8 protein-coding genes are annotated in these 12,765 nt (G+C 43.4%); 2 read left to right on the top strand and 6 right to left on the bottom strand.

Annotated elements, in window-relative coordinates; translation table 11 throughout:
* Positions 1-123 precede the first annotated feature (123 nt).
* The 6 genes from AC21OG_RS03440 to AC21OG_RS03415 form a co-directional block, all read right to left on the bottom strand.
* On the bottom strand, positions 124-1,254 hold the full coding sequence (locus AC21OG_RS03440) for a polysaccharide biosynthesis/export family protein (RefSeq protein WP_487377810.1): 1,131 nt from the start codon (positions 1,252-1,254) through the stop codon (positions 124-126).
* 732 nt (positions 1,255-1,986) lie between these two features.
* Complete coding sequence (locus tag AC21OG_RS03435; RefSeq protein WP_487377811.1) at positions 1,987-4,404, bottom strand: ATP-dependent helicase; 2,418 nt, start codon at positions 4,402-4,404, stop codon at positions 1,987-1,989.
* Positions 4,405-5,170: 766 nt separating this feature from the next.
* Entirely contained in the window at positions 5,171-6,043 is an 873-nt protein-coding gene (locus AC21OG_RS03430) for a bile acid:sodium symporter family protein (RefSeq protein ID WP_487377812.1), read from the bottom strand.
* Between the two features lie 357 nt (positions 6,044-6,400).
* A complete protein-coding gene (locus AC21OG_RS03425) occupies positions 6,401-7,576 on the bottom strand; it encodes an alpha/beta fold hydrolase (RefSeq protein WP_487377813.1) in 1,176 nt (391 codons plus the stop codon).
* Between the two features lie 16 nt (positions 7,577-7,592).
* Positions 7,593-8,711, bottom strand: a complete 1,119-nt coding sequence (gene ribBA, locus AC21OG_RS03420; protein WP_487377814.1) for a bifunctional 3,4-dihydroxy-2-butanone-4-phosphate synthase/GTP cyclohydrolase II — start codon at positions 8,709-8,711, stop codon at positions 7,593-7,595.
* 455 nt (positions 8,712-9,166) lie between these two features.
* Complete coding sequence (locus AC21OG_RS03415) at positions 9,167-10,525, bottom strand: replication-associated recombination protein A (protein ID WP_487377815.1); 1,359 nt, start codon at positions 10,523-10,525, stop codon at positions 9,167-9,169.
* A gap of 562 nt (positions 10,526-11,087) precedes the next feature.
* Here AC21OG_RS03415 and AC21OG_RS03410 point away from each other — a divergent pair.
* Both AC21OG_RS03410 and AC21OG_RS03405 read left to right on the top strand, forming a co-directional pair.
* Positions 11,088-11,591, top strand: coding sequence for a type IV secretion protein Rhs (locus AC21OG_RS03410; protein ID WP_487377816.1), 504 nt, complete (start codon positions 11,088-11,090; stop codon positions 11,589-11,591).
* 89 nt (positions 11,592-11,680) lie between these two features.
* Positions 11,681-12,700 (top strand): hypothetical protein, encoded by a 1,020-nt coding sequence (locus AC21OG_RS03405; RefSeq protein ID WP_487377817.1) that lies wholly within the window; start codon positions 11,681-11,683, stop codon positions 12,698-12,700.
* The last annotated feature ends 65 nt before the right edge of the window (positions 12,701-12,765 follow it).

The raw sequence follows: 12,765 nt of genomic DNA, 5'->3' as shown, positions 1-12,765 counted from the left end.
CTGGAACTACTGTACAGCAAGCGAAAAAATGATACCCAGTCGCCACAAATTCTAACTATGCACAAGTCCTAAAATTATTAAAATACTACAAAACGCTAAAACAGTCTAAACGGCTCTAACCATCTACAGTGTCGCTATTTGACGGATCGCTGAGGTTGACGGTAAGATCGAGTTGATAAATCGAGACCAGCGCGTTAAGCCAGTCGGATCGACATAGACGATATCATTAGGCTGCATCTCAAATCGATTGGCCAACGCCAAGTTGGTCACCGTTTGTAGATTGACATAATAGATGTCGGTATAAGACGCTTGTCCATGATCGCGTACCACATACACTTTCGCCGCATTGGCAGTGAGAGAATTAAGGCCTTTCGACTCACCGATCACTTGCGACAAGCTAATGCCCTGCTCAGGGATCTCTAAAGGCTTCACTTCACCAAACTCACCTAACACATAGACCTTATTGCGATCTTGACTATTGACATGTAGGGTATCCCCATCTTGCAAATAGATCTGGCTGGCTGAGATGCCTCGATCTTGCAAGTCACGCAATCCAAGCTCGTATCGTACCCCATTACGTAGCAGCACCACACTATTTGAGTCGCCTTCAGGTGTGGCACCGCCCGCCATCGAGATAGCACCATAAATAGAGACGGGGGCATCCGCGATATTAAACTCGCCGGGTTGACGTACTTCGCCATCGATAAAGAACTTACTGCCTCGGAAGTTAACGATCTTCACCTGAGGATCAGGATACTTTAAATAACGCTGTAGTTGACTGCGTAAGCTTGCCGTAAATTGACTGACGGTGAGGCCACTAGCTTTAACGCGCCCGACCAATGGAAACTGGATATAGCCTTGTTGATCGACCGGGTAGCCTGATGCGTAGGGGTTAGATGTATTAACCGATGTCGTATTGGGAGGCGTAATTTCCGGATAGCTAATCAGGTTTATATTTAGGATATCACTGGTTGAAATACGATATTCAGAACCGCGTGGGTTTCTTAACAGCTCGTGTACCCGCGCATTTTTTAAGCCATTGCGTGAGGCATAAGTAGGGGAGGGCGGTAAATTGGCCATGCTCAACGGTTGGATATTAAACTGCATACCGTTTTCTGCAATAAACGCACCTTGAGGCGGCAATTCACCTGACTGTAAGCCTGAATTGACGGTCGCACAACCCGTCGTTACTGCAATCAGAACGGCTAGGGTGGTGTTGGCGAGCATTGATTTAGAATGTTTAATAACAGTCATGTGTACCTATCTACCTTTTGTGGATCTAGTCTAATATGTCGCTGTCGTCTATTTAATGTTTTAATCAATCGTTTATTTAATTGTTTATTTAATGGGCTATTTAGTCGCTTCTTTAACTATCTGTTGAACTATCTGCTGGTCTGTCTGCCGAATTGGCTAATGATTGCTTTAACAGTCTGATAAATAAGCCATTTTTAAAACTTAACGAGTCTACCGCCTAATTATGAAGCTTTTGAGTCAATATTAAAAATTTCGTTATTTTAGCATTAAATAAACTCAAGTACCCAATAAAATTCCGCCTTTGCCCTGTGTGTCAGTTTGCGTGATCATGACAACACTAACCATAGTAGGTGCAAGCATTTGAAAACTTTAAAAATACTGCATTCAGCATATTAAGTCAGTGCTTAGTGCTAATGTATAACCAATGTCGTGTCGTGAGCATCAGAAGAAGTTGAGAACGGGATTTTAAATATATATTATAAGAGTAGGGAATTAAAGTATAGGGCTAAATGTGAGAGGGCAGATATATTTCGCGCAGTGTCAGCCCTTAATTAACAAGACTTTTAGACGATGAATTTAAGAAATCTTAACAATGAAAGTGACTTAGCAATGAAGGGAGGCATTACTACTAAGGCTTTTAAAGTTATTTAAAGTCATTAAAAGATTTGAATATTTAACAAAATTATTAAAAGTCGTTATAAAACAATTATTTAAAAAATATATGCTTAAAGATTACCACCATTCAGGGTCATTTTCATTAGGGTTATTTAGATTTGTCATATCATCGTCTGAACGGCCGCCCTGATTAAAATGCTGGGAGCTGTCATTGTTCATGCCCTTGCCTCGGCTATTCAGCTTGCGCGCCGTGATCGCCTCTATCGTCACCCTGTCTTCTGGCACTTCACTGATAAAACGTGACACCTTATCAAAGTAACCAGCAAAGCTCGAAAAATAATCAGGGGCCGTCAAATACAAATGCGTTTTGGCACGGCTGCACGCCACATAAAACAGCTTCCGCTCTTCTTCCAACGCTTCAAACTCATGCACTGAGCGATGATGAGGCATAAGCCCATCGACCAATGCATTGACAAACACTACTGGCCATTCAAGCCCCTTGGCACTATGGATGGTCGATAGCGTCACCGCATCTTTTTCCTGTTGATCGGGCTTATTCAACACTGCCACCGAGTCATTGGGGGGATCTAACGCTAGATTTTCTAAAAACGACGTCAAGCTGCTGTGCTCTTGCGCTAAGTTTTTCAGCACTCGGAAGTCCTCTGCCCGCTCTCGCCAATTTTCCTCGACTGTTTTAAGAATCGGAATATAAAACTCAATCAAGGTCTCGAGCGTATCGGCAACGGTTGCGTGTTGCTCCGCTTTTATGAGCACATGGCATAGCTCAGTCACCTGTTCTTTATTTTTACTGAGTTTCGGGTCAAGCAATGCCTGCAGTGACTCCTCTATGGGGGACTTACCGTCATGATTAATGGCTTGCGTTATCTTAGAGGCGGTGACCTCACCCACGCCCTTAAATAGGGTAAGAATACGATGCCAAGCAATTGAGTCATTGGGGTTATACAGTATCTTGACCAGCGCCAAGATGTCTTTAATATGACGCTTTTCAATAAACTTAATCCCCCCAACCACGATAAACGGAATCTGACGCTCCATAAACTCAAGCTGGATATGGTTGGACTGATACGAGGTACGGCTTAAGATGGCAAAGTCGTTATAGTCAAGATCCGGCTTGAGCTCGACTATTTTATCGGCAATGAACTTGGCCTCTTCCGCCTCATGACTACGACGACATAATACCGGTTTATGACCTGTCATCGTCAGATCTGAAAACAACTGCTTTTGATAGCCCAGTGTGATTTGTTCAGACAATGCATTGACATAATGAAGTATCGCCGGCGTACTACGATAATTTTGCTCAAGTTTGATGAGCTTTGCCTCGGGATAACTGTCGCCAAATAACAATATATTTTCATAATTAGCCCCGCGAAACGCATAAATACTCTGATTGTCATCACCCACCACCATTAGCGACACATTATCCGGCTGACAGATATAGTCGATCAATTGCTTTTGCGGATAATTGGTATCCTGGTATTCGTCCACCATCACATGACGGTAGGTCTGTTGGATCAGCTGACGGAAGGGGGTATTGTTTTTTAAGTGATTGACCACTTGGCTAATGATGTCATCGAAGTCATACAGATGATTGGCACGTTTATAGTGATGGTATGCTTTGGCGAGTTGCTCAATCTCAGGGATATGAATCGTTAGGTCGGGGGAGTCATTTTCAATGAGATCCCGTAGCGGAATACGGCGATTGCGCGAGGTCGAAAATAAGTTTTGCAAGGTTTTTTTACGGGGGAAGGCTTGTTGAATGTTGTTGCGGGCATAGCCTTTTTCTTTCACGATAAGATCAATGGCATCTTCACTGTCACCAGTGTCCAATATGGTAAATCTTGGATTGATACCCAATAGACCCGAGTAACGGCGCAGCAGCATATGACAAAAGGAGTGAAACGTGCCACTGGTAATAGCATTAAGATCCACATTGAGGCGACTGTCTCTTTGTTGGTCTCCTAAGCTGTCTGCCAATAGCGTCTTAACCCGACCCTTGATTTCATTAGCCGCTTTACGGGTAAAGGTCAGTAGCAAGATACTGTTTGGCGCAGCGCCATTTTCAATAAGATAGCTGGTACGGTAAGTCAGCGTCTTGGTTTTACCTGAGCCCGCTCCGGCAATGACCAATACCTTACCGCTTACCGTTGTCGCTGCCAATAGTTGGCTTGGATTGAGCTCGCCAGCATAGTCCACCGTGCTTTGCTGCAGGACTGTATTGTTGTCGACTAAGGTTTTATTAAATAGTTGACTGTTAGACGCGGATGGGGGCTCTTTTGCTGATGTTGAGGCTTTTGATTTAGAGGCTTTTGCTGAAGATGAAGACTTTTCTGTTTTTTCTGCTGTTTTTTCTGCTGTTTCAGAAGCGTCTGCTGTCTGTTCTAAAATTGAAGTGGGCGTAATAAGATTCGCCTCTAAACGCGCAATAGACTGGCCCAAGCGTTTCATCTTGACCCGAATCTCATCATCAAGTCGCGGATAGCTATAATCTTGGGTCTCAAATAAAGTATCAGTCATAATAGTTTTTCATATCAGTCAGGCAAAGCAGTCAGGCAAAGCAGGATTAAAGAAGAGTGTTAAAAAAGAGATTAAAAAAGACATTATAGAAGGTATTTTGATAGATTAGTAGGTTGAATAAGCTTGGCAAAGATAGATGATTTTACAGAATATAATACCTCACTCTCAACTTAATAACTGAGTTATCAGTAGCACTTTTACTGCACCTATTGAAAGATACTGAAAAGGGTGGCAAGTCCCCCTTTTTCAAAGGGGGATTTAGGGGAATTTTTACCGAAAATCCATCCCCAACTCTCTGTAGGCTGGTGCTTTTAGCCCAGCAAATTAAAACCTTTAATCAATAATGCTGGGCTAAAGCCACAGCCTACGTCAAGAATTAAGAACGAGGTTATAAAAGAATATGATTTAAACAGGCATAGGCGGACTGAGGATTATTTATGAAACGTCTGGCTCAACCTCTCAGACAGTGTCAATAAATGATTACCTGCCGCCATAAAAGAATTACTTAAACCGGTATAGGCGGACTGGGGATTATTTATTAAATGTCTGGCTCCACCTCTCAGACAGTGTCAATAAATAATTACCAGCCGCCATAAAAGAATTACTTAAACCGGTATAGGCGACTGGGGATTATTTATTAAATGTCTGGCTTCACCTCTCAGACAGTGTCAATAAATGATTACCAGCCGCCGTAAATTATAATGCTGGTTACCTACTATCACTAATATTATCACTTAATTTTCCAATAACGACACAACACCCATCACTACTCAAACTTTCTAAACAATAAAATATATGGCACGACTAACACGTACATCACCACACTATAAATGGCCGCTGGAAGTGCAAAGGCAGGCAGAACGGTGTCGATGCTCTCTATTGACACTGCCAATAGACCCGAAAGTGCCAAGGCCATCGTGCTGTTTTGAATACCTACTTCTATCCCAATGGTTTTTGCATCACGCCAAGACAAACCAAACAGTTTCGGTAGTCCAATACCGATGGTGAATAGAGACAAAATCAAGGTAGTAATCATGATGATCATCTTACCTGTATCATCGAGCAGTACCTCGTAATTACTTAGGATTGCTAAGATCACTAACACCACAAACAGCACCAACGCCACTTTCATAAATTTATCACGGTGTTTATCAGTAAAAGTTTTGGCCTTTTCATTGACCAATATACCTAGACCAACAGGCAAGGCAGTGATTAAAAACATCTTAAGCCCCATACTCAGCATACTCACTTGCCCAGATTCTGCGCCCAAATAATAGCGATAAGCAAGGGTTGTAAAAATGGGTACCGTCACAATGGAGACCAAGCTCATCACCGAGGTCAGCGCTACCGATAAGGCCAAATTACCATTCACCAATTTACTAAGCACATTACTGGTGACACCGCCTGGGCAAAAGCTCAGTAACATAAAGCCAAACGCAAAGACAGGATCGGGTTTGAGAAGTAAGATCAGGAACAGAGTAACTAACGGTAAGATAATTAATTGAGAGATAAAACCAATGAAGAAGGGCTTAGGTGCTTTAAGGACATATTTAATATCCGTCATTTGCATCGAAAGTCCCAATGCAAACATAATAAAGCCTAACACCAGTGGCAATAATGCCACAGAAAGAGTATCCATACTTAAATCCATTTAGGTATATTCATTTGGGGATATGGTAAAGCGATCTCCAGTATAAGTAATACAGACCTATGAAACAAGGCTTAACCATCAGTAACATAAGTAGATAAGGCGGGTGAACACTTGTTTTTAAATGATTTTTTGAAAGGGTGCTTGTTTCTAGATAGTTGGTAGATGGTTTATAGACAGCTTTTAGACACAGTTTATTTTTATATCCAAACGATCGTTATCGTATGTAGAATATGTCGCGTACCCAGTAACGACACGAAACCCAAGGCTTATGCGTTGACTTATGTTAATCAAAGCATGATTATCATCTAACCTGTCTTTATTCAGTCTTTGATTAGTTTGTAAATATTAGGCTTGTAGAAACTGCTTTAAGAGACTCGCAAAGCGAATAGGGGCATCCATTGGTATCGCATGTCCAGATTCTGGTACTTCAATCACTTTAGCGGTAGGCAGGATAGAGGCTAGCTTACGTTGCCAGACGGGGTCGTAAAGTTTGGACTGACCACCGATTAATAAGGTGATGGGCGTCTCGTTATTGGGGAGGGCATTGCGGTAATCATAAGGCAACTCTAAATAAGCCTGTAGTCCGCGTAGCTTCTGCTGCCAAGTAGGGTGTTGGTACAACGCTAGCTTATGTGCAGGAAAGTAACCCGTACCTGTGATCAATAAGCGTGATGGCAACCGATCGACGGACATCAATGAAAATGCGGTTTCCATCTCAGTAATCTGACGCTTAAGAGGATAGGGCAGGTGCGAGAACTCAGAAACGTTTAGCGCATCAAGGTACGGCAGAGCAGCTTGCAGTACCTCCCTAAATTGCTCAAATATCTGGTACTGTTTGTCACCAAATACCCCGCCTTGCCAATCGGGTTGATTGTGCACGATCGGAGACTGGTCAATATTTAAATAGCGGGCTATTTTTGAGTGAGTTATTTTTGAATGAACTGATTTTGAATGGGCTGATTTTGAATGAGCTGGTTTTGAAGAATCACGACTATCTTGCTTATCACAATAGCGATTAAAATGCGCCCATACCACCAACGCCCCCATCGAGATAGCGGCAACATCCACCGCTTCTGTCTGATGTCTGTCGCAGATATGGCTCAATAGCACCTCGACATCATCAGCATACTGCTCAATAAAGTCAAACTCAGTCGACGGCGTATCAGCTGCCAAGCCAAAACCACGGAAATGTGGTAAATAAAACCGATACTGCGACACCAATGGCAAAATAAAGGGCAGGAACTGCCGAGCATCCATACCAAAGGCATGTAGTAACAATACAGGGGTGACAGGCTGACCTTGATCATCCCCCTCTTTAGGGCCTATAACGGTAACAGGAATCTTAAACCCATCATAGCTGACGATATAGTGCAACTCAGGATTATAGGGCTGCCATAGTGTCGTGGCTTTGCTAATCGGTTTAAGCTTGCGCGTCACATTAGCAGCTAGCTTACGAGTTAGCTGATTTGACAGCTTATTATTTCGCTTATTATTTAAGTCAGGCTTTGATGAGTCAAACATACGGCTTCTTGCCAAATTAAGACGCTGGCGTGTTCGGAGAGTCAATGCACTCGACCACATTAAGATCAAAGCCGGATAGCGCATTGAACTTAAGCGGTGTCGATAGCAAGCGCATGTCACGTACGCCTAAGTGACGTAAAATTTGAGCACCGACCCCAATACTGCGGTATGGCTGATTGGAGAGTGTCGATAGCGATTGGTTGTTATAAGCACGCTCAAGTACGTCGCCTAGATCGACAGGCTGATTGCTGCCGATCCATACCAGTACGCCACGTTCAGATTGGCTAATTTCTGCCAAGGCGCTTTGCACACTCCAGCCACTGCGACCGGTCTCATCTCGTTTGGCGGCAAATAAATCACGTAGGGGATGGAAGCCATGCACCCGTACCGTGCTAACGCCTTCGCTTGGATCACCTTTTACCAACGCCAAATGGGTCTCGCTAGCGCCATACTCTTTAAATTGATACAACATAAAAGTACCAAAGTCAGTCTCGATAGGGCGATGACTGACCTCATTGACCGTTTTTTCATTGGCAATGCGGTAGTTAATCAAGTCGGCAATCGTACCTATTTTGAGGTCATGCTCAGCGGCGAATTTTTCTAAATCGTCGCGGCGAGCCATGGTACCGTTAGGATTGATAATTTCAACGATGACGGCGGCAGGCTCAAGTCCTGCTAAGCGTGCCAAATCGCAACCAGCTTCAGTATGCCCTGCACGGTGTAGTACCCCGCCTTTTTGCGCCATAATCGGGAAAATATGACCAGGCTGTACGATGTCTTCCGCTTTTGCAGTGGCAGACACCGCGGCTTGTACCGTACGTGCACGATCGGCGGCAGAAATACCGGTCGTCACGCCTTCTGCGGCCTCGATTGAGACTGTAAAATTGGTACTAAATTTGGCCTGATTGCGGTCACTCATAAGCGGCAATTCAAGACGGCGACAGCGATCTTCAGTCAGCGTCAAGCAGACCAATCCACGCGCATGGGTAATCATAAAGTTAATGGCTTCACTATTCACATGAGTCGCTGCCATAATAAGATCGCCTTCATTCTCACGATCTTCATCATCCATCAATATCACCATCTTACCGGCTCGGATGTCTTCAATGATGTCTGTAATATTATTTAGTGCCATAGGGGGTCATCTCTTTTATTATGTAACTTATATTATTTAGTCACTATTTATTTAATCACTATTTATTTAATCACTATTTATTTAATCACTATTTATTTAATCACTATTTATTTTTAATACCAATGATGAAAATAATACCAAATCTAGACATTAACTTTTGAAAGGTTAGCTCCCGTCCTTTTCCCAAGGAAGGGTTGGGGATGGATTTTTAACGCAAAAAAACAATGGCCTACAAAAATTCTTATTCCGAGTTGAGGTTAACATCAGCTTGTTTTTATTGAAATTTTAATTTTCAAAAATAGTATAATAGGATTAATCGTCGGCTATTGTAACGCTTACTAACGCCGAGAGCCATTAAATGGTTTGAATCAATAGTATTGATAAAAGTGCGACGGCGTGTCTGCCTTTACAACCTCTAATCTCAGCTTAAACTCAGATGAATATTAGCAAACTTATTACTTATGTGACTTCTGTGATTGTTGTGACTTTAGCCACTGCATAAATTGTAAGCTGTGTTGTTCGCGTTGATTATCCGCATAGTGATAAAATTGAGTACCGACTAAGCTGTCGGGCAAATACTGCTGAGGATGATAATGATTGGGATAATCATGGGGATACACATAGCCTTCACCGTAGCCTTGTGACTGCATCAGCTTGGTAACGCCATTGCGTAGATGCAATGGCACAGGCGATTGATCTTGCTGTGCTAATTGCATGGCTTTATTTATCGCCATATAGGTGCTATTACTTTTGGCAGATGTCGCCAAATACACCACCACTTGACCTAAGATGATACGTGCTTCAGGCATCCCAATCATTTTCACGGAGCGCAGGGCAGCATCCGCCAGAAGTAGCGCATTGGGGTTGGCATTACCGATATCTTCACTGGCTAATATCACCAAACGACGCGCAATAAACTCCGGTGGCTCACCTGCTACCAGCATACGCGCCATCCAATATAAGGCAGCATCAGGGTCTGAGCCACGTACGGACTTAATCATCGCTGAGATGATGTCATAATGCTGATCGCCATCTTTGTCATAGCGCTGCAACGCCGTTTGCGCCACACGCGACAATAACTCGTCATCGATTAAGATAGGCGATTGGTTATGATCCGCCGCTTGTACTGCCATCTCAAGTAAATTCAGCGACTTTCGTGCATCACCGTGTGCCAGCTTTGCAATTTGCGAAGCAGCAGTGAGCTGAATGTCTAACTGCGATAATAGGGTGTCAGTTGCTAGCGCACGCTCCAATAGCTGCTCAATTTGTTCTGGATCTAGCGGTTCAAGCCGATAGATCTGGCAGCGAGACAGCAGAGCATTGTTGACACTGAAGGACGGATTTTCAGTGGTGGCGCCAATCAAGGTAATATCGCCAGACTCAACAGCACCCAGCAGCGCATCTTGTTGCGCTTTATTAAAACGGTGTATCTCATCGATAAAGACCACAGGCGGTGCAAAGTCTAGCCCTGCCTGCCCTGATTTCTGACCGGCATCCAGTACTTCACGCAGCTGTTTGACGCCCGTATTGATGGCTGACAGTGGATAAAAGGGCCGACCCACCGCATCCGCCAGTAGCATCGCAATCGTGGTCTTACCAATACCCGCCTCACCGTGTAAGATAAGCGAGGGTAAATGGCTATTCTCAACAAAGCGGCTAATAGGCGCTCCAGGCGCTAGTAAATGCGCCTGCCCAATCACTTCTTTGAGCGTCTTCGGCCGCAAGCGTTGGGCCAACGGAATATCAGAATGAGGAAGGCTCTGTGCTGACGTATTAATCGCGTTAGGAGAAGCAGTGTTAGGACGTTGAGACATGGGTTAGGTCGATGGCCTTTTAAGGAATGGTGTTATATAAATAAGTTCTAGGTAAATAGCATTGTTTAAGATTTAGGACTGACGCGACTAGCAGTATTTAAATTTTATAGGCAACTGGAGATTATTTATTAAACGTCTGGCTTTACCTTTCAGACCGTGTCAATAAATGATCCCCAGTTGCTACAAATGCTAATTCTACATAAATCCTTGTTTAGAGCAGTAGATGTATATCACTAGTCACATTAATAATAACAATATCTAGATTACAACTTAAACGCTATACAATTGCAAGTTAACGGATATTAATCCATTATGATATTTGTAATAAAAGGGGTTCTATATTTAAAATCGTAGGATACATAACAAACCTTATAAATCAGGATTTTGATCATTCACAGCGACTGGGTATTGTTTATTGCGCCTCTGGAACCACTGTACAGCAAGCATGAATACAAGCATAGATAAATAATATCCAGCCGCTACCAATCTAAATATCGTAAACTCTAAGTTTAAAGAATTAGTACAAAGCACAATTATAAAGCATCAGTTTTAAGAGAATAACATGCGATCTAATACGATTAACCGCTTAAGGTCTATCTTTAAAAAAGTTAAATTAGCACCCGCAAAAAGTCGTGCATTGACCGATGCAGAAATAGATATGGCGCATTCTGTCTTTGGCGCAGATTTTGACTTAACCGACGTACGCCTTAAGACCGCTTGGTGGGTACTAAAAAACTATGCCGTCAGTCCCAATGGTAATATCTACTTTAACCCACAAGACTGGATAGAAGACTTTAGTAAGCAGTCGCTGGGCAAAAAGAGCTGGCTAATTCACGAATTAACGCACGTGTGGCAGATACAGCAGGGTTTAAAAGTAGTACGCGGAGCAGTGCTCAACCGACGTTACGACTATGTATTAGAAGAAGGCAAATCCTTTTTTAAATACGGCATTGAACAACAAGCGCGCATGGTACAAGACTACTTCGTGCGTCGTGAGCTTGGTAAAGACTGCCAAGCGTGGCAAGCTTGCATTCCTTTTCTTCATTCTGCAGATCTTAATGAATAGCCTATTTCAACAATTCAGAGTAGGGTACACGTTGAGAGTAGAGTACACATTGAGAGTAGGATATACATTAAAAACATGGAGAAACCGCAGTGACCGATTTTAAGACAGCCGCTCTAAGCCAACAGCATCTGCCAATTCATCTAAGCATCAGCCGTTTGCCCCGATCGTTTATGTTAATTGTCTTTGCTAGTGTGCTAAGTGCTACAGGATGTCAGCCGCAACCAGATAGTGCAGATGTCGATAAAACCACCTCAGAACAGGCGCCCAATGAGGGAGAGACAGTACCCGAATCAAGCCCAATGAGTGCGGCGGCGGCTGATCATGTCGCAAGCTTTGAAGCAGAGTTTGTCAATAAAATGTTAGATCTACAACAAAGCGAGCTGGCAGAGTATGAAGCCTTACAAGCAGCCGATGAGCCAACTTCCAGCCCCAGCCCCGAACCTAAAAGTTCAGACTCTAAAAGTTCTGAGCCTGCAAACTCTAAAAGCCAACCAACAACAACATCTAATAAGAGTGCGCCAGCCTCTAACACAGCCGATACAGAGACAAAAACTCAAAGTCAGACCCAATCACAACAACAGACCAATCAAACGTCGGCTAATAGCTCTAAAGTGGCCAACAATACTGCAGCAGTGGCAGCCTCATCGGCACCAGAATCAACTGAGGTGGTCACCTTTCGGAATTGGCCACTTGCCAATGTGCCGATCGTAGAGCCAGAAGAACTGACTGCCGTTGAGATTAGCCGCCGCTATCAGGTGGCGATGCAGGCTTTATATTTACCTGATGAGGTGCCTTTACCTGCTCAAGCGGTCAATACGCTCCTCAATGTGGCCACCTTAATCCCAGATGTGTTTAACAATATGGAGCTGGCTGAGCATTTGGTGAGCAAAACACCCGCGCTGGCAAGACTGCTAAAGCAATATCAGCTTTGGGAGCAAATCGAAGCCCAGCAAAGCGCCGAGCTTGAGAGCCTACAACAAGCGCAGCGTGAGGCCCAACAGCAGCAAGCTGCTAAGTTTGATGAAGTGATTAGCGAGTTTGATGCCAAGATTAAAGGCTACGACGAGCAGATAAAAAAATATGAAGAGAAATTAAAACAGTTTGAATAAGTCACAAAAAAGACCCCTGATAGCGAAATCAAGGGTCTTTTTCATAGGTCTTATTTAGTAATACA

The organism is Psychrobacter sp. CX5 (assembly GCF_057621535.2).
Note: the sequence above shows the minus strand (reverse complement) of the source record. Positions and strands in the feature narration are given on the sequence as shown.

Coding starts and splice junctions, on each gene's coding strand:
- AC21OG_RS03410 (WP_487377816.1), top strand. CDS start 11,088: ATGCGATCTAATACGATTAACCGCTTAAGGTCTATCTTTAAAAAAGTT.
- ribBA (WP_487377814.1), bottom strand. CDS start 8,711: ATGGCACTAAATAATATTACAGACATCATTGAAGACATCCGAGCCGGT.
- AC21OG_RS03440 (WP_487377810.1), bottom strand. CDS start 1,254: ATGACTGTTATTAAACATTCTAAATCAATGCTCGCCAACACCACCCTA.
- AC21OG_RS03430 (WP_487377812.1), bottom strand. CDS start 6,043: ATGGATACTCTTTCTGTGGCATTATTGCCACTGGTGTTAGGCTTTATT.
- AC21OG_RS03415 (WP_487377815.1), bottom strand. CDS start 10,525: ATGTCTCAACGTCCTAACACTGCTTCTCCTAACGCGATTAATACGTCA.
- AC21OG_RS03435 (WP_487377811.1), bottom strand. CDS start 4,404: ATGACTGATACTTTATTTGAGACCCAAGATTATAGCTATCCGCGACTT.
- AC21OG_RS03425 (WP_487377813.1), bottom strand. CDS start 7,576: ATGTTTGACTCATCAAAGCCTGACTTAAATAATAAGCGAAATAATAAG.